Annotated in this window: 21 protein-coding genes, 2 pseudogenes and 1 other annotated feature; of the genes and pseudogenes, 1 reads left to right on the top strand and 22 read right to left on the bottom strand. The window is 35.5% G+C overall.

The features are described 5' to 3' along the window. Positions 1-26: 26 nt before the first annotated feature. A complete protein-coding gene (locus tag I7822_RS11495) occupies positions 27-971 on the top strand; it encodes a 4-hydroxy-3-methylbut-2-enyl diphosphate reductase (RefSeq protein ID WP_207978196.1) in 945 nt (314 codons plus the stop codon). A 46-nt stretch (positions 972-1,017) separates the two neighbouring features. On the opposite strand, the gene I7822_RS11490 is transcribed toward I7822_RS11495, so the two are convergent. The 22 genes and pseudogenes from I7822_RS11490 to I7822_RS11390 all read right to left on the bottom strand — a co-directional run bounded on the left by I7822_RS11490 (position 1,018) and on the right by I7822_RS11390 (position 22,807). Then, a complete protein-coding gene (locus I7822_RS11490; RefSeq protein ID WP_207978194.1) occupies positions 1,018-2,139 on the bottom strand; it encodes a Nif3-like dinuclear metal center hexameric protein in 1,122 nt (373 codons plus the stop codon). Then, the gene (locus tag I7822_RS11485; RefSeq protein WP_207978188.1) at positions 2,136-2,852 is read right to left on the bottom strand and encodes a tRNA (adenine(22)-N(1))-methyltransferase; all 717 of its coding nucleotides are present in this window, start codon (positions 2,850-2,852) and stop codon (positions 2,136-2,138) included. Before I7822_RS11485 ends, I7822_RS11490 begins: the two co-directional genes overlap by 4 nt. A 114-nt stretch (positions 2,853-2,966) precedes the next feature. After that, complete coding sequence (cccA, locus tag I7822_RS11480) at positions 2,967-3,329, bottom strand: cytochrome c550 (RefSeq protein WP_066334747.1); 363 nt, start codon at positions 3,327-3,329, stop codon at positions 2,967-2,969. A gap of 323 nt (positions 3,330-3,652) precedes the next feature. Then, a complete protein-coding gene (locus I7822_RS11475) occupies positions 3,653-4,204 on the bottom strand; it encodes a hypothetical protein (RefSeq protein WP_207978186.1) in 552 nt (183 codons plus the stop codon). Positions 4,205-4,400: 196 nt separating this feature from the next. After that, entirely contained in the window at positions 4,401-5,516 is a 1,116-nt protein-coding gene (gene rpoD, locus I7822_RS11470; protein WP_066334743.1) for an RNA polymerase sigma factor RpoD, read from the bottom strand. A gap of 149 nt (positions 5,517-5,665) precedes the next feature. Further along, complete coding sequence (dnaG, locus tag I7822_RS11465; protein ID WP_207978184.1) at positions 5,666-7,483, bottom strand: DNA primase; 1,818 nt, start codon at positions 7,481-7,483, stop codon at positions 5,666-5,668. Positions 7,484-7,515: 32 nt separating this feature from the next. Then, entirely contained in the window at positions 7,516-7,968 is a 453-nt protein-coding gene (locus I7822_RS11460; RefSeq protein ID WP_207978182.1) for a YaiI/YqxD family protein, read from the bottom strand. Positions 7,969-8,393: 425 nt separating this feature from the next. Then, a complete protein-coding gene (locus tag I7822_RS11455) occupies positions 8,394-9,209 on the bottom strand; it encodes a pyruvate, water dikinase regulatory protein (protein WP_066334734.1) in 816 nt (271 codons plus the stop codon). A gap of 24 nt (positions 9,210-9,233) precedes the next feature. Further along, positions 9,234-9,872: a transcriptional regulator CcpN gene (gene ccpN, locus I7822_RS11450; RefSeq protein WP_207978180.1), complete on the bottom strand. Its 639-nt coding sequence runs from the start codon at positions 9,870-9,872 to the stop codon at positions 9,234-9,236. 292 nt (positions 9,873-10,164) lie between these two features. Beyond that, positions 10,165-12,228 carry a glycine--tRNA ligase subunit beta gene (glyS, locus tag I7822_RS11445; protein WP_207978455.1) on the bottom strand — a complete coding sequence of 688 codons (2,064 nt, stop codon included), beginning with the start codon at positions 12,226-12,228 and terminating at the stop codon, positions 10,165-10,167. Further along, complete coding sequence (gene glyQ, locus I7822_RS11440) at positions 12,221-13,111, bottom strand: glycine--tRNA ligase subunit alpha (protein WP_207978178.1); 891 nt, start codon at positions 13,109-13,111, stop codon at positions 12,221-12,223. Before glyQ ends, glyS begins: the two co-directional genes overlap by 8 nt. Positions 13,112-13,353: 242 nt before the next feature. Further along, positions 13,354-13,538 (bottom strand) — a binding site (T-box leader). A gap of 57 nt (positions 13,539-13,595) precedes the next feature. Next, positions 13,596-14,348: a DNA repair protein RecO gene (gene recO / locus I7822_RS11435; protein WP_207978177.1), complete on the bottom strand. Its 753-nt coding sequence runs from the start codon at positions 14,346-14,348 to the stop codon at positions 13,596-13,598. A 33-nt stretch (positions 14,349-14,381) separates the two neighbouring features. Continuing rightward, complete coding sequence (locus I7822_RS11430; protein ID WP_066334717.1) at positions 14,382-14,525, bottom strand: YqzL family protein; 144 nt, start codon at positions 14,523-14,525, stop codon at positions 14,382-14,384. Between the two features lie 361 nt (positions 14,526-14,886). Beyond that, positions 14,887-15,798 (bottom strand): GTPase Era, encoded by a 912-nt coding sequence (gene era / locus I7822_RS11425; protein WP_066334715.1) that lies wholly within the window; start codon positions 15,796-15,798, stop codon positions 14,887-14,889. Continuing rightward, positions 15,791-16,144, bottom strand: a complete 354-nt coding sequence (locus I7822_RS11420) for a cytidine deaminase (RefSeq protein ID WP_243459430.1) — start codon at positions 16,142-16,144, stop codon at positions 15,791-15,793. The genes era and I7822_RS11420 overlap by 8 nt, the downstream gene beginning before the upstream one ends. Positions 16,145-16,368: 224 nt before the next feature. Next, a complete protein-coding gene (locus I7822_RS11415) occupies positions 16,369-16,761 on the bottom strand; it encodes a diacylglycerol kinase family protein (RefSeq protein WP_207978173.1) in 393 nt (130 codons plus the stop codon). Continuing rightward, a pseudogene (gene ybeY / locus I7822_RS29910) lies at positions 16,733-17,128 on the bottom strand (rRNA maturation RNase YbeY); the annotation flags it as partial. The gene I7822_RS11415 and the pseudogene ybeY, both read right to left, overlap by 29 nt. 99 nt (positions 17,129-17,227) lie before the next feature. After that, a pseudogene (locus I7822_RS11410) lies at positions 17,228-19,384 on the bottom strand (HD family phosphohydrolase); the annotation flags it as partial. A 184-nt stretch (positions 19,385-19,568) separates the two neighbouring features. Then, on the bottom strand, positions 19,569-20,534 hold the full coding sequence (locus I7822_RS11405) for a PhoH family protein (protein ID WP_207978170.1): 966 nt from the start codon (positions 20,532-20,534) through the stop codon (positions 19,569-19,571). A gap of 3 nt (positions 20,535-20,537) precedes the next feature. Next, positions 20,538-21,725, bottom strand: a complete 1,188-nt coding sequence (gene yqfD / locus I7822_RS11400; RefSeq protein ID WP_207978168.1) for a sporulation protein YqfD — start codon at positions 21,723-21,725, stop codon at positions 20,538-20,540. 231 nt (positions 21,726-21,956) lie between these two features. After that, positions 21,957-22,244: a sporulation protein YqfC gene (yqfC, locus tag I7822_RS11395; RefSeq protein ID WP_066334695.1), complete on the bottom strand. Its 288-nt coding sequence runs from the start codon at positions 22,242-22,244 to the stop codon at positions 21,957-21,959. A gap of 71 nt (positions 22,245-22,315) precedes the next feature. After that, positions 22,316-22,807 (bottom strand): YqfB family membrane protein, encoded by a 492-nt coding sequence (locus I7822_RS11390; protein ID WP_207978166.1) that lies wholly within the window; start codon positions 22,805-22,807, stop codon positions 22,316-22,318. Positions 22,808-22,840 lie beyond the last annotated feature (33 nt).

Genomic DNA, 22,840 nt, shown 5'->3' with positions numbered 1-22,840 from the left:
TTTTTATCTCTTAAGGAGGCAATGAAATGGACGTTATAAAAATCGCTCCACGTGGATATTGTTATGGCGTTGTAGATGCAATGGTTATTGCTAAAAACGCTGCTCTAGATAAATCGTTACCAAGACCAATCTACATTTTAGGAATGATTGTTCATAATAAACATGTAACAGATGCATTTGAAGAGGATGGCATCATAACACTTGATGGGAAAAATCGATTAGAAATTCTTGAGCAAGTTGATCATGGAACGATTGTTTTTACGGCTCACGGAGTATCACCTGAGGTAAGAAGAATTGCAAAAGAAAAAGGACTTGTCACTCTTGATGCTACATGTCCGGATGTAACTAAAACACATGATCTTATCAGGGAAAAAGAAGCCCAAGGTTTTCATGTCATATATATAGGGAAAAAGGGTCATCCAGAACCTGAAGGAGCAGTTGGTGTTGCTCCCGATATTGTTCACCTTGTCGAAACAATCGAAGATGTTAACCAATTAAAGATTGAAAATGAAAAAATAATCGTGACAAATCAAACAACAATGAGTCAATGGGATGTTGCAGATATTATGGAAATGGTAAAAGAAAAATTTCCACATGTTGAAGTACATCGCGAAATCTGCTTAGCTACACAGGTTCGTCAAGAAGCGGTTGCTGAACAAGCAAAAGAAGCGGATTTAACAATTGTTGTTGGAGATCCAAAAAGCAATAACTCAAATCGTTTAGCTCAAGTATCAGAACAGATCGCAGGTACTACTGCATACCGTATTTCAGACTTAAGTGAGCTTAAGCTTGAATGGTTAAAAAATGTAAAAACAGTAGCTGTTACAGCAGGTGCTTCAACTCCTACACCTATTACAAAAAAAGTCATTCAGTTCCTTGAGCAATTTAATCCAGAGGATGAGTCAACATGGGATCTTGACCATAAAGTTCCATTAGCAAAGATTCTACCTAAGGTTAAAATTAAAGGCTAATATAACAAAAGCCCATTACATAGGTAATGGGCTTTTTATTATAGGTTTAAACAAACGTAAAGGGATTTGTATCAACTGTTGAACCGAATACATTCACATCATAGTTTCTTTCTTTACACATATCGCCCAAAATGGTTGATACACCTTTAATCATAACCTTCTCAACATGGTGTCCTGGATCGATCACATTTAAGTCGAGCATCAACGCATCATGTGCTACATGGAAATACAAATCCCCTGTTACATATACGTCAGCACCTTTATATTTAGCTTGCTGAATATATTTGTTGCCATCTCCGCCTAATACAGCAACCTTTTTTACCTTTGAGCTTGGGTCTCCTACCATTCTAACTCGCTCAACATTAAGCGATTTTTTTACATGTTCCGCAAACTCTTGAAGAGTTAGCTCTTCCTTCAGTTTTCCGATTCTCCCTAAACCTAAAGATGGTCCTTGTTTCTCTAATCGAAAAATATCATATGCTACTTCTTCATATGGATGAGCTTTTATCATAGCATTGATAATCTTTTTTTGGAGTGACTCAGGGAAAATCGTTTCAATCCTAGTTTCCTTTACTAACTCAAGCTGTCCCGTTTTACCAATAAACGGATCAGCTTCTTCTAGTGGTAAAAAGCTTCCTTCTCCGCTCGAAGAAAATGAGCAATGACTATAATTTCCGATATGCCCTGCACCGGCATCACCTAAAGCTTCTCTAACAGCCTTTTCATGACTAGATGGGACGAACACGACTAATTTTTTCATGGTATCTTCGTATGTAGGTACTAACACATCTAGATTCGTAAGCTCTAACGCTGCTGCAAGCAAGTCATTTACACCACCATTTGCAATATCTAGGTTTGTATGTGCGGCATAAACAGCAATATCATGCTTAATGCATTTTTCCAAAATTCGTCCGTATGTGGAATCTGTTGTAAGCTTTTTAATTGGGCGAAAAATCGGTGGATGGTGGGCAATAATTAAGTCTATCTTCTTTTCAACTGCTTCATCGATGACCTCTTCTGTAACATCTAAGGTTATCATGACGTGATGAATTTTTTTATTTAAACTGCCTATTTGTAGACCAATCTTGTCCCCTTCTACTGCATAGGATTTTGGTGAAAACTGTTCAAATAATTGAATGACCTCAAAGCCATTTGGATTCTTTTTCACGCTTGTAATACCTCCTCAACAAGCCGAATTTGGTTTGAAAGCTCTTTATACTTTTCATTATTTTCATATGTATGTCCCGCTTGTTCAAGCTGTTTAACAATCGTTCGCCAATGATTGCATTCCTGTGTCCACTTGTTTTGAAAAACATCTGATTTCTTTTTGGCTAAAATTGGCCCTAGTAATAGGTTTGCTTCTAAGGAATATGTTTTATATGGGAGCATTGGGTTTCCTTTTTCAGCTACAAGAATCTCATATATTTTATTGTCTTCATCAATGATATCTTCATCAATTAATTGCCAACCATTTTCTATCATCCATTGTCTTATGTAAATCGCGTGGATATTCGGTTGTAAAACGAGTCGCTTGACTCCAGATAATTTTGTACTACCTTCTTCCAAAATTCGTTTAATTAGACCTCCTCCCATTCCTGCAATTGTTATACAATCGATTGAGTCTTCTTCTTCAATAACGGATAAACCGTCTCCTTGCCTGACAGAAATAACGTCTGACAGTTCGCATTTCTTTACTTGTTTCTTTGCGGATATAAAAGGTCCGTCGGTAATTTCCCCGGCAATTGCAGCTTTCGCAATTCCCTGCAAAATAGAGTAGCATGGTAGATACGCGTGATCTGAACCAATGTCAGCAAAAACTGCATCTTTTGGGATATAACCAGCAACTGTCGCAAGCCTCTTTGATAGCTTCATTTCATTCATATTGTCACCACTATTTCATGTATTGTTATTTTCTCTTGTGCATTTTCCCTATAACGCTTATTAGTTAAAGTATAAAAAAAGTCCTTCACATATGCAAAGGACTTTCTTATACTATTATTTGATTTGAGAAACCCATTCAGCCATTTCATCCAGTTTTTCTGCAGGAACTAAATTAGCTGGCATGCCACCTCTACCCTCTTTTAGGGTTGTTTTGATTTCATCAACAGATAATTTCTCCCCAACACCTACTAGACTCGGTCCTGAAACACCTTGATAGTTATCACCATGACAACCAATACAGCCCTTTTGTGTATAAAGTTCTTCAGGTGTAGCGTTTGCAACATCCTCAGTTTTTGGCTCTTCGTCACCTTTAGCTAATTCTTCATGATCGCCAATACCTTTAAATGATAAAAGGAACATAAGGCCGATTCCTAGAACAGCGATTAATAAAAATGGAATAAGTGGATTGCGATTCATCATGTAACCTCCCTTATGTAAATAAGTAAATCACCACTAGCTAGGCTACAATGCCTTCTAATGGTTAGTTGAATTATCTAGCTTTTACAGGCAGTTAACACATTAATATTTTACGCTTAACTATATTTAGGTTCTTACTGCCCGTTACTGCGGGATAAATTTCATAAGTACATTTTTTTGTAAACAACCTCTATTTTACTGTAATTTTACAATAAGTAAAAGACCTATCTTATAACATCTCCATGTTTTTCACACTTTAGACAAAAAATAAAAAAGAGAATTATTTCTTTCAAAAAACCCATTGACAATTCATTATATTAATATTAGAAGATCATAGTAGTCAATATAAATATAGCCAGACCGACACTTCCACTGATTAGAAGATATATCACACGATACTTTCTCCCGATCAAGATCCAAAGTAAGCAATTAACAATAACTGTTCCACCAATCCACAAGCGATCACCATTTGTTATTTTCTCTATTATGGATAGTGAGACAATTAATAGTTGAATAAAAGTTATACTTAAAGGCACTTGAAAAAATGCTCTTTTTCTTATAAAGTAAGCGGTAACAAACATTGAAGATACTAGAAAAAAACCTACTATGGTTATTTGCAAATCGAAAGACAATTCAGTAAAATAAATGACAAGGAGCATTGCTGGAAGCAACAATAGTAACCAGCCGTATAAAATAACTTGATAGACAGTTATTGCTTTTCTTTTTTGTTCCTTTTGTGATGTTATTTCTATATCCTTTTGATTACCTTCAGTATAAAGCGCTAACAAAAAATCACAATATGTTTCAGGCAGGAGCTTATTGTTCTTCCAATAGTGAATTTCATTAATAATGATGTTCTTTTTATTATTATTCATTTAGGTCATCCTTTTACGTCTACTCTGCCCTACCAAGAATAGCGCAAGCTCCTTAGTCAGCATCCATAGTCTTATCTAAGCACATGACTGTACCTCAGAAGTAAGAGGATGTGTTGGAGCAAGACACCAAAACTTAGTACAATATAACTTAAACTTTCTGATCATTTAAAAAGACGGACAATGTTGTCCGCCTCATCTATTCTAGAAAGTCCTTAAGACGTTTACTACGACTTGGATGACGTAATTTACGAAGAGCTTTTGCTTCAATTTGACGGATACGCTCTCGAGTAACACCGAAGACTTTACCAACCTCTTCAAGTGTTCTAGTTCTGCCATCATCAAGTCCAAAGCGAAGACGTAACACATTTTCTTCACGATCTGTTAATGTATCCAATACATCTTCTAACTGCTCTTTTAATAACTCATATGCAGCGTGCTCAGATGGTGAAGTTGCGTCTTGATCTTCAATAAAATCGCCTAGATGAGAATCATCCTCTTCACCAATAGGTGTTTCCAGTGATACAGGTTCCTGAGCAATCTTTAAGATTTCTCTTACCTTATCTGGGGTTAATTCCATATCTTCCCCAATCTCCTCTGGAGTTGGTTCTCTACCTAAATCCTGAAGTAATTGACGTTGTACTCTTATTAATTTGTTAATTGTTTCAACCATATGAACAGGGATACGAATAGTCCGAGCCTGGTCTGCAATCGCACGAGTAATCGCCTGGCGAATCCACCAAGTAGCATACGTACTGAATTTGTAGCCTTTACGGTAATCAAACTTTTCAACAGCTTTCATTAAGCCCATATTACCTTCTTGAATTAAATCAAGGAATAACATTCCACGACCTACGTAACGTTTAGCAATACTTACAACAAGTCGAAGGTTAGCTTCAGCAAGTCTACGTTTTGCTTCCTCGTCACCTTCTTCGATACGTTTAGCGAGATCAATTTCTTCATTTGCAGATAAAAGATCAACTCGCCCGATTTCCTTCAAATACATTCTTACTGGGTCGTTTATTTTCACACCAGGGGGAACACTTAAATCATTTAGATCGAACTCTTCTTCTTTTGCAAGATCTTGAACATTTGGGTCACCTTCAGTCTCACCAGCCTCACCAATTAGTTCGACACCTTGCTCACCAAGAAATTCATAATACTCATCCATTTGGTCTGATTCAATTTCAAAGTTGGACATACGTTCTGCTATTTCTTCATACGTCAAAACTCCACGTTTTTTCCCAATTTCAGTTAACTGATCTTTCACCTGTTCAAAGGTTACTTCCGTCTCATGGGTTTGTTTATCAGCCATAGGATCCCCTCCTTCCAAACTTATCACATGTTAAGATAAGCCATCGGATTACTGTTTAGCGGTATTACCTATAATATAGGAATGTGCATGATTTAAACGCATGACACATCATTTATAACTCACTTACCCTTTAATCTTCAGCTTACTTACTATGATTTGAGCGCTTGATTTAATTGAATGATTTCCATCGCAATTTGAGCTGCTTCTTTGAACTGTTTGTTTCTTTCAGCTTCATTTTTTTCAGCTTCTTTTTCTTTTATCATTAACATTTTTTGATGATTCAACACCTGTTTTATATAATCTGATAGTTCTTGCTCACTCACTTCGGTGTTTAATGTGATCATCGCAATGTTGGATACAATATGTTGTAAATCAGGACTTGGTAGCCTTGAAAGAAAAGAACTTACATTCTCTTCATTTCCTTCTTCATAAAATCCATATAAATAAGTAACAATTGCTTTATGCTCTTCAATATTAAATTGAAGTCCAAGTCGTTCGAGAACCTTTTCTGCAAAATCCTTGCTTCTTAGCATATGTCCGATTAACATTCGTTCAGCAGTATGAAAGGCTGGTAGCAGCCTTTTCGATTGAATAGGTGCTCTTTTACGATGTTGCTGGTCTAAGCTTTTCTGTGGCGAAGCTTTCTGTGGTTTTATTTGCTGTTCCTTTTGGTGAAGTTGGTCCTTTAGAACCTCCATCGAAAGGTCAAAGTCTCTAGAAATTTGTTTTAAGTAGATCTCTTTTTCAACTGCACTTTCTAGCTTACTTAGTTCTAAAATAACATTTTCAATATACTGTAGCCTTTCACCTTCATTTTGAAGGTTTTTTCCCCTACGGTAATAACTCATTTTAAATGTCATTAAAGATACGCTGGCCCCTATTACATCATTTTTGAACTTATCTGATCCAAATTTTTGGATGTAGTCATCAGGGTCTAAACCATCTGGAATCATTGCAACCTTTATTTTACAACCCGCATCTTTTAATATCTTCGATGCTCTAATGGTCGCTTCAATGCCAGCAGAATCTGAATCATAACAAATAATGATCTCAGATACATTTCTACGGATAATTTTCGCCTGTTCATCAGTAAGAGAAGTACCCATTGTAGCAATAGCATTCTGGACTCCAGATCTTGTGGATGAAATAACATCTGCAAATCCTTCAAAAAGAATAGCTTGTTGGTTTTTTCGAATATGTACTCTTGCACGGTGGAAATTATATAGCAATTTACTTTTGTTGAAAATCTTCGTTTCAGGGCTATTTAAATACTTGGGCTTTTCATCGCCAAGAACCCTTCCAGAAAAAGCAATTGTCATTCCATTGTGGTCTGCTATTGGAAACATAATTCGATTACGAAATCGGTCAAAGTACTCGTCTGAATTGTTTTTCTTAACTAATAAACCCGCTTCCTCCATCAAAGATCCATCAAAACCTCTTTTTACTAGAAATTTTGTAATGAAATCCCATGAATCAAGGGCATACCCAATCTCAAACGTATCAATGATTTCTTTTGTAAAGCCACGATTTAATAAGTAGTCTAAAGCTTGCTGACCCTCTTTTGTGTTTACTAATAAATGATGGTAAAATTTCTTTAAGAGTTCATGAGCTTCAATCATTTTTTCTGCATCTTTAGAAACAGATTGCTGCACTTGATCTACTGGAGTGAGCGACGGCATATCAATATTCGCCTTATCTGCAAGGTGTTGTGCGGCTTCAATAAATGCATAACCCTCATGCTGCATTAAAAAAGAAAAAACGTTTCCCCCTGCTCCACATCCAAAGCAATGGAAAATTTGCTTATCAGCAGAAACTGAGAACGAAGGAGACTTTTCTCCATGGAATGGACATAACCCAAAATAGTTACGACCTTGTTTCTTCAATTGAACATATTCACTTACCACATCAACAATGTCAGAAGTTCGTTGTATTTTTTCAATTAATTCTTCGGGAATTCGATTTCCCATGCTAACAACCCCGTGTTAAAGATATTCGAGATTCATTTAAGATCTCCTGCATCTTTCGACAAAATTTTTTCCATTGTTGTGATAAAATTCAAAGTGTCTTCTTCTGTGAATTTTTTTGGGCCTTTTGTATACTTGCCACCACGTCTTTCCATTGCTGATAAATATCGGAATTGTAGGGCAGTATCAATATTAGCTTCTGTATATCGTTTACCCCTAGGAGTAACAACAATAACGTCTTTCCTTAATAAAAGGCCGGCTAACCCAATATCCTGTGAAATGACAAGATCACTTTTTTGCACATGGTTGACTATGTATAAATCAGCCTCTTCCTTACCGGTATCAACAAAGATCCATCTACCACCATACGTTTTGTCTGATGTATGATTATAGGATGCAACGAAGATGACTTCAATGTTGTATTTGCCTGCAATATTCATTATTTCTTGTTTTACAGGACAAGCATCAGCATCGACATAAATTTTCATTGTTTTTTCGCCATATTTCTCTATTCTACATCACTCCGACAGAATCCTTCTAAAAATTTGCTAGAAACTTAAAATTCGTGATAACCAACCCAATTTCCTTTTGTCGAAAATTATTTTTCATTAAATCTTGACAGTTTACAATTAATAGTTTATTCCTATATGTCAAGTTCTAAACCTAAAAAAAATATTTTTATCACAATTTTTTATTATAATACAAAGTTAGTTAAATATCTATTGTTTTTTTATGTATTGAAACATAAGGAGTTTGCATGAATAATCCGTTCGATTGATTACACTTCAATTAATATACAATCTAAATGCTGTCCTAAAACAAAATACGAGTCAAACTCATCATAAAAGCGAAGAGGCTGACATTAACAAAGTGTTTAACACTCCTAAAGTCACCCCCAATCATTTACAACGCCCTACCCATTATGTTTATTCATAAAATTTGCTATAATGTTTGCTGTTTCCTCTACCGCTTTATTGGAAACATCAACTACCTGACAGCCAATCTTATCAACTACTTTATCAAAGTATTCTAATTCTTCTTTGATCCGGTTAATGTTAGCATAAAAAGCTTCATCATTAAGGCCCAATGATTTCAATCGTTCTCTACGAATGTGATTGAGTTTATCTGGACTAATTCGTAAACCAATACATTTTTGAGCAGAAACCTTATACAGCTCTTCAGGTGGTTCAACCTCTGGAACTATTGGAACATTAGCAACTTTGAAGCGTTTATGTGCAAGATATTGAGAGAGAGGTGTTTTCGATGTTCTAGACACACCAATTAAAACGATATCTGCCTTCAATATTCCCCTCGGATCTCGACCATCATCATATTTAACTGCAAACTCAATTGCTTCTACTTTTTTGAAGTAATCTTCGTCAAGCTTACGAACTCTACCTGGCTCATATTTTGCTGCGGTTCCATAAGAGTTTTCCATTTTATCAATTAAAGGACCAATAATATCATAATATATGACACCTTGTTTATTTGCCTCTTCAATTAAAAACTCTCTTAGCTCTGGAATTACGAGAGTAAAGCAAACAATGGCTTGATCTACCTTCGCTAAAGAAACAACCTCAAGAATTGTTCCTTTGTCTTCTACATATGGAATACGTTTAATTTTTGTATTAGCCGATGCACCATTAAATTGACTTGCAGCGGCTTTTACAACAAGCTCAGCGGTTTCACCTACAGAATCTGATACTACATAAATCATACGGTGTCTCATTTTTTTATCCCCATTTCTTTTTACTTAACTAATGTCATCACTCGCAAAATCCACCAAGATTTTTGTCATGTTTGTCTTTGTTATTCTGCCTATTACTTCAAGTCCCATCTCATTGTCCTTAACTACTGGGAGAGCATCTATTTGTTTTTCAATAAGAGCATTTGCAACATCTAATATAAGATCATCCTGCCTACATACAGTAATGTTAGGCATCCTGGTCATAATAATATTTACAGGAATGGATGAAAGCTCCTGTTTGCCTATGCTAGTACGTAATAAATCTTTACGTGAGAGTACACCAACTAAATAAGAATGATCATCAACTACAAATAATGTTCCAACATCTTCTAAGAACATTGTACAAATCGCGTCATATACTGACACATTTACACTTACGACAATTGGGATTGATTGAAAATCCTTTACTTGTAGTTTTTTCAGCTCGTCTGTTAAGCGCTGTATATCTGTTTTGCCTGTATAATAATAACCAACTCTTGGTCTCGCTTCAAGAAACCCTGCCATTGTTAAAATAGCTAAGTCTGGTCGTAGAGTGGCTCTCGTTAGATGAAGCTGGTCAGCTATTTGTTCCCCTGTAATCGGACCATTCGCCTTAACAATTTCTACAATTTTTTCTTGTCGTTTATTAAGCTCGATTTTACTCACCACCCTGCTTCATCTAGTTTTTATCTATAAAAATTGCTACCTAACTAAATAGGTTATACTATATAAAATTATTATATACTTTAATATCTTTTTGAAAAGTAATTTGTTTTATCTATTTTGAATACAATCATATAATGGCAAGTATAAAATTGGTAAAAATAAAAAGGGCTGACGATATAATTGTCAGACCCTTTTTAAGAAAACGTGGATGAAACTAGGCTAATTAAGATTCAATCTCTTTTTCTAGTGCTCGCTTTAATTGAACCACCTTATTGGATTTACGTTCTGATTATTACTTTACAAGGATTACATTCATTTTCGCAAATGATTCGATAAGCTGTGCGATTTTAACCATCTGAGCTAATCGATTTGTTTTGATGTTTTCGTCCTCAGACATTACCATCGTATGATCAAAGTAGTCGTTTATAACATCTTTTAACCCTGCAAGAACATTATAAATTTCTTCTTCTTTACCTTCTGCTTGTAATGATTTAATTGAATTTGTTGCATGTACAAATGAAGTGAAAAGAGATTTTTCATATTCACTATCAAATAATTGTTCATTTATATCTTGTTCTGTGCCTTTTTTCGCTATGTTCATAACGCGTGCAAGCGCCTCAATCGTTTCTTTAAATTCTTCCTGGCTTGATCTTGACTCAAGAACTTTTGCTCGTTCAACTAAAGAAGTCACTTCTAAAACTGAGGATTCTAAGACAGCATCAACTAAATCATAGCGAATATGATCTTCTGCTAATAAATATTTTAAGCGAAGTCTAAAAAATGATAATAACTCTTGTGCAGCAGCAGCTATAGCTTTATCACCATATAAATCAAGCGCCATTTGGAACAATTCTGGTAGTTCGAGCTTCCATTTCTTTGTTAGAAGAATTTGCACAATTCCGCTTGCTTGTCTTCTTAATGCATAAGGGTCTTGTGAGCCGGTTGGAATTTTCCCAATTGCGAAAAACCCTACAATGGTATCCAATTTATCCGCTAGTGCAACAACACCTCCCACCGTTGATTCAGGTGCAGCATCCTCTGCATGGCGAGGCATATAATGTTCATTGATTGCAACAGAAATGGATTCCTTCTCACCACTAAGTCGTGCATATTTTTCACCAATTTTCCCTTGTAACTCAGGAAATTCGTAGACCATATGTGTTACTAAATCAAATTTACAAATGGAAGCAGCTCGTTTAATATCTTGCTTTTCCTCATTACTTACATGTAGTTTATCTGCTAATAGGCAAGAGAGTTCAACAACACGTTTAACTTTATCACCTAATGTACCTAATTCTTCATGGAATACAATTTTATCTAACTTTTGTACAGCATCTTCAATCTTTAGCTTTTGATCTTCTTTATAAAAGAAATTCGCATCAGAAAGTCTTGCACGAAGAACTTTTTCATTCCCTCTAGCAACATTTTCAAGATGGTTATGGTCACCGTTTCGTACTGTTACGAAAAATGGCTGAAGCTCACCTTGTCGATTTCTAACCGGAAAGTAACGTTGGTGCTCTTTCATCGTAGTAACCAATACTTCGTCCGGTAAAGATAAATATTCCGTTTCAAATTTACCAAACAAAGCTGTTGGGTATTCAACGAGATTATTTACTTCCTCAAGTAATTCCTCATCAACTGGAATCACCCAAGTTTGTTCATTCTCTAGTTCTGAAAGCTGATTGCTTATCGCTTCTTTACGCTTTACTGGATCAACCAATACAAATTGTTCTAATAATGTCGCTTCATATAATGATGGTGCTACAATCTCAACCTTATTACCTAAAAACCGATGTCCGTAGCTGTATGAGTTCGTTGTTACACCTGCAATTTCAAAAGGTATAACATCTTTACCAAATAAAGCAACAATCCATTTTATCGGTCTAATATAGCGCATCTCTTGGCTGCCCCATCGCATGTTTTTAGGGAAGGTTAAACCTGTGATGATTTGACTTATATCTGCTAAAAGTAACTTCGTTTCCTGACCTTTTGTAAATTTTTGCACATGTACATATTCAATACCATTGATTTCTTTAAAATAAATATCGTCTACAGAAGCACCTTGACCCTTTGTAAAACCAATTGCCGCTTTGGACCAATCACCATTCTCATCTAACGCAATTTTTCTCGCAGGACCTTTTGCTTCTTCCTCAATATCAGGTTGTTTATCAGATACTTCTTTTACTAAAACAGCCAGTCTTCGTGGTGTTGAATAAGACTTAACAGTTCCATAAGAAAGTTTTTTATCCTCAAGCCAGTTTGTTACCTTTTCAGTAAACTGATTCATTGCATCTGTTACATAATGTGCAGGAACTTCTTCTAATCCGATTTCAATTAATAGATCCTGTTTATTCATCATGTGCTCCTCCTTCCTTATTCAACATTGGGAAACCAAGTTTTTCTCTTTCATCATAAAAGGTTTTTGCCACTTTCCGTGCTAAATTACGCACACGGCCTATGTAACCTGTTCGCTCAGTAACAGATATAGCCCCTTTTGCGTCTAGTAAGTTAAACGTATGAGAGCATTTTAAAACATAATCATATGCAGGATGGACAAGCCCATCATCCATTTGACGATTCGCTTCTTTTTCATAAGTTGAAAACAATTGGAACAACATCTCTGTATCTGATGTTTCAAACGTATACTTCGAATGCTCATATTCAGGCATTAAGAAAATATCACGAACTGTGTATCCATCTGTCCACTCAAGATCAAAAACATTTTCCTTGTCTTGAACATAGGAAGCTAGCCTTTCAATTCCATATGTAATCTCAGCTGAAACTGGTTTACATTCTAAACCACCAACTTGTTGAAAATACGTAAATTGCGTGATTTCCATTCCATCAAGCCATACTTCCCAACCTAAACCAGCACAGCCTAATGAAGGATTTTCCCAGTTATCCTCAACAAATCGGATGTCATGTTTTAAAGGATCAATACCTAAAGCTCGTAACGAATCTAAATATAACTCTTGAATATTATCAGGTGATGGCTTCATAATGACTTGGAACTGGTGATGTTGATAAAGCCTATTAGGGTTTTCACCATATCGTCCATCAGCAGGTCGTCTCGAAGGCTCAACATATGCAACCTTCCATGGTTCTGGACCAATACTACGTAAAAACGTATAAGGACTCATTGTACCTGCACCTTTTTCAGTATCATACGCTTGCATTAAAATACAGCCCTGATCTGACCAATGCTTTTGCAGCGTTAAAATCATTTCTTGAATATTCATGTTACCTTACACCTCCATATTTGATAAGGACTAATTCCGTTAATCTCATTGTTATTAGACTTACATCATCCACAGCGACAATATATTTTTGTCACTTGACTCTCATAAAACAGAGTTAGTCTAGAAGAAATTTGGAAAGAGCCTTGTGAAAACAACTTAGTAAAATCAGCATCTATACTTTGCATATCATTCATATGCTTGCTGAAATACAAAAAGCTCCCGCCACTATGCCAAATCAATGACATAGGGACGAGAGCATACCCGCGGTTCCACCCTAATTGCTTACCTAATCTACTTGCTAACGTAAGCCACTTTAAAAAGCTGCTCCAGAATGCCTTTCGTTACGTACCAATCCTTAGCTTTCACCATCCTAAGGTCGCTTAAATTGGTTTAACCCGTAAGTACTCTTTTCCTTCAACGCAAAAATGTTAAATTATATTTGCATATTAATCGAAAAATAGTCTAATGTCAACATCAGTACACCTTAAAGCTTACCTTTTAAAGAATCTAATTGATCAAGAAATCGTTTCGATTTAATTGATAAGCCGGAAAACTCTTGATAATAAGCTTGGATTACATCCTTTAGTTCCTTCTTTGTTTCAGGCTTTACTGATATATTCCCTAAACGACTTAAGTCAAAATAATAAAACAACCGTAATAATTTAACAGTTATTTGTGAAATGGGTAAACGATATGGATCCTGCTCAAAACATCTATGACACAAAAAACCACCTTCTCGTATTGAAAAGTGGAATGTACCATCTTTGTTTCCACATAAAGCACATCCATCTAACTGTGGATGAAGACCTAAAACTGTCAACATTTTCATTTCGAAAATATTTAGCAATATATCAGGATCAACTTCATCATCTAAATATTGGAGTGTCTGTTTTAGTAGTTCAAATAAGAATGGATTTCGTTCATGATTTTCTGTGCTTTTATCTAATAGCTCTGCTATGTAAGAAGCATAAGCAGTTAGGAAGATATCTTCTCGAATACCTCTTAGCGAAAGGAGTGTTTCACCCTGTTGAAGACTTCCTAATCCGCTTGTCTTCTGAAATAAAAATGTTCCATACGTGAAAAGTTGGGTAATTGACGTGAGCCGACTATTTGGTTTCTTTGCACCTCTTGCCATAACCCCAACTTTTCCGAGTTCCCGAGTATATATTGTAATAATTTTGTTTGTTTCACCGTAATCCGTTGAGCGAATCACAATTCCTTCACATTTTTGAAGCAAAATTTCCCTCACCTTCCAAAGGTTCAGGCAAGATCAGGAAATTGGAAAATCCATTTCAGCTAGTTCATCATCTTGAGAATCGGGTCCGTCATCATTCTCCTTTTCTAATTCTTTAAAAAGAAGATACGTATCAATGCTACCTGTTTGCGAAAAGACCTTCCAGGTAAAATCCAACATAAAAAACCCCACCTTTCAGTTGTTAAGACTAGCAAGCAATATGTCCAATTTCTTTACATTTATCTTGACCTTTTATTCTCCAATTCATGTCAAACAATTTTTGCTAATATTTTTACTGTATACTTCAATTCTATTTAAAATGCGCTGTTAAACTTGGTTGTTAATTTCCGCTTCAGGCGTTCGCTTTCCGCAGGCGGTTCGGGAGCCTTCCGAGGAGTCTCACATATCCGTTCCAATAAACAAAGTGTCAAAATTAACAGTGAGCTTTTACAGAGACATTTAAAAAGAAATTCTGATATAAATCCCAATTCAGCAACTTGAACGTCTTTGACCTCGGCTTACAATGGAATTCCGCATTTCATTAATACTCATCATCTCTAAAACCATAATCTCTTAATTGTGAAGCTTTGTTACGCCAATCCTTTTGTACTTTAACCCATAGCTCTAAAAATACTTTTGATCCTAGTAAGGCTTCGATATCAACTCTTGCTCTTTTTCCTACTTCCTTAAGCATGCTTCCTTGTTTGCCAATTACAATTCCTTTTTGGGAATCACGTTCAACTATGATGGTTGCTCCAACAAAAATAGCTTGATTATTTTCTCTTCTTTCTAGTGTGTCCATAACAACTGCAACTGAGTGTGGAATTTCCTCCCTCGTTAAGTGTAGGACTTTTTCTCGAATCAATTCTGTTATGATAAAACGCTCTGGATGATCTGTTACTTGATCCTCTGGGTAGTATTGTGGACCTTCTGGTAATAGCATTTCAATTTGTTGCAATAATGTATCAATATTATTTCCTTGTAAAGCAGAGATTGGGATAATTTCTTTAAAAGGATATAACTCCTTATATTGCTCGATTAAAGGTAAAAGCTGGTCAGGATGAATTTGGTCAATTTTATTAATGATCAAGAAAACGGGTGTTTTGGTTTCGTTTAATCGTTCAATGATAAATTCATCGCCACGACCATAGCCTTCCTCGGCATTAATCATAAAAAGAATCAGATCGACTTCTTTTAATGTGTTCTGAGCAACTTTCATCATAAAATCCCCAAGCTTATGTTTAGGCTTATGGATACCTGGTGTATCTATAAAAATTGTTTGTGAATTGTTCGTCGTATAAACCCCTTGAATTTTATTTCTAGTCGTTTGGGGCTTATCACTCATTATAGCGATTTTTTGACCGATAACTCGGTTAATAAATGTTGATTTACCAACATTTGGTCTGCCAATAATTGAAACAAAACCTGATTTGTATGATTGATTATTATTCATGTAAATCCTCCGCTGAAAAAGCTCCTGGTAGTAATTCTTGTACTGTTAATTCTTCTATATCACCTTGGAGGTTTGTTAAGATTACTTTCATATCCTTTGGACAAAGTTCCGCAATTACTTGACGGCATGCTCCACATGGTGGAACTGGTCGTTTTGTATCTGCAACAACTGCAATTGCAGCGTACTCTTTGTCTCCCTCAGAAAAGGCTTTAAATAATGCTGTACGCTCAGCACAATTCGTCATGCTGTATGCTGCATTTTCTATATTGCAGCCTTTATATATTATACCATCTTTTGTTAACAAAGCGGCTCCCACATTAAATTTAGAATAGGGAGTATACGCCATGTCACGTGCTGCTTTCGCTTCTTTGATGAGTAGCTCGATGTTCACTAATTTCTTCCTTTCTGAGACGGCCAATAGCCATCTGCTCTTCTTTATTTTACCTAACTTTCACACAAATTTCACGCCTTCTTCGCTTTTGTAATTTAATTGTAAGAATTTTCGAAATACAATTAAAATAAAATAAAAAGTGTGTTTTATATCCTTACAAGTACTTAGTAATTTGTAGTTCATTTGAACAATTCAAAAGATATATGATTCGAAAGGATAATTATCCCTATTATAACCGAAAGAATCGCATAAACAAAAACAGCTCCAGCTGCCGCATCCTTTGCTGCTTTTGCCAGTGGCTTAAACTCACTTGTGATTAGATCAACAACGTGTTCTAATGCCGTATTCATTAATTCGAGGGCCAACATTCCTCCAATTAAAAACAAAATGACAATCCACTCGGATTTTGTAAAATGGAGGAAATAACCAACTATTATGATAATGATAGAAATAAATACATGTATTTGAAAATTTCTTTCGGTTTTAAATGTTTGAATAATCCCACTCCACGCAAAGCTAAAACTCCTATAAAACCGCTTCCATTCAGAGATCTGAGGATCTTTTAAGTCCATAGCGGTCCAAAATATCCTTTTGTTTAGTAAACATCTCTTTTTCATCTGCCTGATTCATATGGTCATATCCTAATAAATGTAGAAAGCCATGAACTGCTAAGAACCCTAGTTCTCTCATGAACGAATGACCATATTCAACCGCTTGTTCCTTTGCGCGAGGAATAGAAATAATAATATCACCTAATATTGGGGGTTGTTCTAATCCAACAATTTCAATTTCACCTTCACCTATTTCCTCAAGAGCAAAGGAAATCACATCTGTAGGTTGATCCTTATCTCGATATTCGCGATTTACCTCTTGTATACGTTCATTTGTAACGTAAGTCACAGATAACTCGGCATCCTGGGCTACTACTTCAACTTCAGCTGCAAATTGTAATAAATCCTCGACTGTTTTTAGTTGTTCATCTACTAGTTCATTTGTTTCATCTATACTATCGATGATTAATCTCATGCTTGCTTCACCTTCTGTTTTTTTTGTTAATTCTGGGTACTCAATTCTTGAATGAAAAATCCCTTTTAATGATTCACAAAAAGACTTTGCAATAATGTCTATCTCTTTAAGGGTTAAATCACATTCATCTAATTGGTGGTCTTGTAATCTGTCTGAAATGATGGAACGAACAAGCTTTTCAATCTTATCAGGAGTTGGATTTGACATTGACCGGACAGCAGCTTCCACACTATCTGCAATCGATATAATTGCAATTTCCTTTGTTTGCGGCTTTGGACCAGGATAACGGAATTCTTCTTCATAGATCGAATCATTTGATTGTTTAGCCTGATGATAAAAGTATTTTAATAGTGATGTACCATGATGTTGTTCAGCTATATCAATAAATTCCTTTGGCATTTTATGCTTTTTAAGCATCTCTACACCATCTGTAACATGTGAAATAATGACATTTTTACTTAGCTGTGCTGATAACTTATTATGTGGATTTTCTATATTCATTTGATTTTCTATAAAATACTGTGGTCGCTTCGTTTTTCCAATATCATGATAATAGGCACCTACTCTTGCTAATAACCCATTTGCTCCAATTGCTTCACAAGCAGACTCAGACAAATTTGCAACCATAACACTATGATGATATGTACCTGGAGTTTCTGTTAAAATTTTTCTTAGTAATGGATGATTTGGATTAGATAGTTCAATTAATTTCATCGTAGACAATATCCCAAATCCAGTTTCAAAGAATGGCATAAAACCAATTGTTAAAACAGAGGAAACTAGACCTGACGCACATGCCATAATAAAATATGAACCAATTTCAACATTTGAATAGCTACCATTTCTAATTAGCATAATAGCTGTTATGACAAGGACATTCATTCCAGCAACAAACAAGCCAGCTTGTAAGATTTTAGATCTTAGATTATGTTCTCCTAAAAATAATACAGCCGCAAGGCAACCAAATAAGTAGTATACACCTACTGAAAAATTAAAGCTACCAGTAACACCTTCATTAAAAATCACACTTCCACAAATGGCAAATATCATACATGTCAAAATTGCTAGACGCTCATTCAGTAAAAGCTTTACAAGCATAGCCCCCATCGCAACAGGAACAAGATACCCAATATGTGTATAGTCAATTTTTTGAAAGAGACTGACAATCTTCATAAGAAGAATAGTGATCGCAAATATTAAACAATATAAGAGTAGGGAATTGTTTTTCTTAGAAATTAGACTATCTTTCTTTTCAAAATAATATACGACACCAATCAGAATTAGCATAATGAATAATCCTAATCCTAGGAATGGTTTAAATGATTGTTGATTATCTAGTAAACCAACTAGTCCAAGTTTACGATAAACTTCTCGATTAATTAGCTCGTCCTCTTCGACAAGGATTTGACCTTGTTTAATTTGAGCTTCTTTTACACCATCAATTGCTTGCTGTCTTTTCTCCTCAGTAGCTTCCTTGTCAAATACAACATTTGGTGTGATCGAAAAACGAGTTAGTTCTGTTGCCGCCTTAAGAACATCTGCTTTTAGTGAGGTATATCCCAATTCTTCAACAGCTTGTTTTTTTGCTTCTGTCAATTGAATGATCGGTATTTCCTTGCTCATGATATTATTAACTGCTGTAACGACTGCATCCTTTGCAAGTACTAACTCATCGTCTGTCGTACTAACTAGTGGCAAAAAGGTTTCCTTAGAAATTTTTTCAGTGATAGCAGGTGTTAATTTTTCTTGTAAACGTTTTACCTTTTCTTCAGGAGTTAACAAAGTTGCTGTAGCGTCTTCCTCCTTATTTGCTATTTCTTCCTCTTTACGGACTTCAGTAATTGCATCAAAAATCGATGAGATGAGATCTACCTGTTTTTCTGTAATTTCCTTTTTTAAGACATATTGGTCCTCTACCGCATCATAAGCCTCTTGCTCTTTTCTCGCAGTCTCGACCTTGTCTTCAACAGTTGTTGGAGCATAGATTGTTTGATCTGACACAGTAAAAAGCTCAATATCTAAAGTTTCAGGTTTAACATTACTATAAAGTGCTACAAACAATATTACCGCTAAAATAGCATATAAAATAACATATAGAAACTTATAATTTTTAAGTTTTTCTATTAATAGGTTTGGTTTTAGTTTATCTTTATTATTTTTTTTCTTCACAAGAGGCACCACCTTTTCGACGAATTAATTATCACTCGTTAATTCGTTCACTTTTCCATTATTTCCTTTTATCGAAAAATGTTCAACCATTATGACAAAATACGACAAAAAAATCAATAAAAAACATTCTTACTCAATAAAAGGCCTAAAAAGAAAGTGACCCGACTTCGGGTGCTCGGGTCACTTATCCTTCTTTGGAGTTTTCGTATGCTGAAATAATTTTTGCAACAAGCGGATGTCTAACAACATCTGATTGCTCTAACTCAACAAATGAAATTCCTTGTACATTTACAAGAGTATCCCTTGCTACAGTTAATCCAGATTTTACACCTTTCGGTAAATCAACTTGTGTAATATCACCAGTAATGACCATTTTAGATCCAAAACCTAACCGAGTAAGAAACATTTTCATTTGTGCTGGAGTGGTATTTTGAGCTTCGTCCAAAATAACGAATGCATCATCTAATGTTCTACCCCTCATATAAGCTAAAGGCGCTATTTCAATTGTTCCTCGCTCAATAAGTCTCCCAGTATGCTCCATTCCCAAAACATCATGTAACGCATCATATAAAGGTCTCAAGTATGGATCTACCTTCTCCTTTAGATCACCTGGTAAAAACCCTAAGCTTTCTCCAGCTTCAACGGCAGGTCTTGTTAATATTATCCGTTTTATACTACCGTTTTTTAAAGCATTTACAGCCATGACAACAGCTAAATACGTTTTACCAGTACCAGCAGGTCCAATTCCAAAAACTAAGTCCTTGTTTTGAATAGCTGCAATATAATGACGTTGGCCTAAGGTTTTAACTCGTATTGATTTCCCTTTGGCTGTTTTAGCTATTTCTTGAACATACAGATTTTCAAATTGATCTAATTTCTGTTCCCTTGCCATACTTATGGCATAAATGACATCTCGCTCACTAATGTTGATTCCTTTGCGAATAATAAGAAGCAAGGATTTAAGCAGTTCTTCAACGAGATTAACGTGTTCAGAGTCTCCAGATACAAAAACTGCTTCACCTCTCGTTACAATTGAAACCTTTAATTCTTCTTCCATTCGTTTTAAATGAACATCGTTGTTACCAAATAGAGCAATTGCTTCGTTTGGATTTTCTAATTGTTGACTCATTGTCACTAATTCTTCTGGCATTCTTTAGTCTCCCTGAACAATTGGTGTGGTTTTTACTATATTTTCTATCACCTGGTAAAGAACGGTTAATTTTACTTTACCATTCTCATTCGTCTCGTGCAAAACTTTTTCTCCAATTACTTTTTCTTCTTCATCAAGTTTATCCTCGATATCTTTACGACCTCGATCTAAAGCAGCTTCCTTAGCTTGTTTTACAGTGTATTCCCGACTAACTTTTTCTTTTTCTCTATATGTCTCATTCACATATGCAATTGGCAATGTGAAATTTAAAAATTGAACATGTCTAACATCATCTTCTACTTCAAAATTTTTAAACTCAGGATCTTTAAATCCCCATATTGGAAGCTTAAAGGATCCAAACTGAAGATAATGTTTAACCTTATCATCTCCAGTCAAAACATGAAAAGTCGTCTTTAATGGAATTAATATTGTTGTTTTATACCAAGTTTCCCCGAATATTTCAGCTTTTGCCGCTACTTTTTTTTGTTCATCTTCCTTACCGATCAGCCCAGACACTAATATTTGTCCTTTTTTTACATGCTCATGTAAAGTTGTAAGTGGTTGCCCTTGCTCTACAAACATTTTAGAAATAACTGCTTCTTTTTCAGCAATAATATGACGCGGACTCACAAGTTTTTCTTCTTCTGGTTGATTTTTCTCTACAACCTTTAAATGATAGGTTGTACCAGTTAATTCCACACCAACCCATGTTATCTGCTGAATATTATCTGTTAAGGATTTTTGGATATCATCAGGATTTTCTACAAAGAATTGAAACTTTCCAGTTTTAACCCCAATTCGAGAAAGCTCCTTTTTAATTAAATGCTCTGTTTCAGGTGAAGCACCTTCGACTTTTATTCCCCAAATCATATTCGACAAAGCAAAAATTACTAATAAAAAAGCAAGTACTCCCATGACGAATCCGCTATTCCGCCATGATTTTCTTACAAAAAAGGGAAAACCTAACCTTTTCTCAAAGCGGCATTTGCATTCATTCTTCCTTACTACTCTTCGCAAGGCATGTACATCTTTAAGGCGAATAAAGAAATCCATTCCATCCTTTTGACTTCTTCTAACATTCCAAATTACAATATCTTCACGTATGCAATCATTCAAAAAACGCTCTGTACCTCGACCCACGATACTTACCTTTACAACCCCAAATAACAAACTAGTCCATTGGTTTTTCATCATTATCCTCCTAAACCCTGCAAAATAGCGGTAGTGTGTAGTGACCTGCAAACCATTACTATATAGCGTTTTATAGACTTGTCTGCTGTGGTGATTATATAAAAAACGCATGACTAACTCACAGCAGACTATTGGTGTTTGTTGCTCACTAGGTTTTAAGCAGCTAGAACATATTCTTGGATGTTCCTTTTATTAGGTTGGTTACTACCATTGAAAGTTCCAGGATCCCCCTTAAGTTGCATCCAGATAAAGAACCTGATTTATTTTACCTTCTAGTAGGATTTCTTCCGGAAGGATCGTCTTTATGACAAAAGCTTCGCCTTTGATTAAAAGCTGTCCTTGCTTTAATAGAAGGCGAAGCTCTGTATCAGTAAAAGTAAGGAGTCCTCGATGATTTTCTATGTAAATATGAAGCTGGCCAACCATTGTAATTCTAGGAAGATCCATCATGACATCGGGCGGTAGTTCAATTGTATTTGTAATCCATCTAGTTAGTTGCTGTCGCCATTTTTTTGCCATAAAAAAAGACCCCCTTTCATCTCATATGTATGAAAGAAAACGGAGTCTTATAACACGATTATTGTTAGAAGTTATGAATGTCTTTTATTTCTAGTATAATGTGGGTTTTTAGATCTCGGTGCACCTAAAATTTCGCTCCAAATTACACCCTGAACTGCTTTCTGTTGATCAATAATTAAGTTATTCTGTTTTATATTTCGATTTACCTTAGGAAATTGCTCATTAAGTACAACCTTCGACTTTTTTGGTTGTTCTTTTACAATCCTAGTCTTTTCTGTTTTTTCTGTTGCTTGATTTTTCATGCTTTCATACGCCTGTTGTACTGTTTGAAGAGCAGGTTTTGCTTCATTTCGAGGGTTTCGCTCAACAGTAGTCATCACAGGCTTAGGGTTTGGTCTTGAGTTTTGCCTTGGATTTGGTCTTGGATTTGGACGATTCTCACGTTGGTTAGGTTGTTTTTTAGGTGTTTCTTCATCTTTTTTATTAGATGTGAAGAATCTAGAGAACAACCACACAAGAAGCCCCCAAACAAGTGGATTTGTTAATAATTCTGTAAGCTCCATAAGTCACTCCCTCCTTTAAATGAAGGAAAAGGA

It is taken from the genome of Metabacillus bambusae, assembly GCF_017497975.1.
Taxonomy (GTDB): domain Bacteria; phylum Bacillota; class Bacilli; order Bacillales; family Bacillaceae; genus Metabacillus; species Metabacillus bambusae.
Note: the sequence above shows the minus strand (reverse complement) of the source record. Positions and strands in the feature narration are given on the sequence as shown.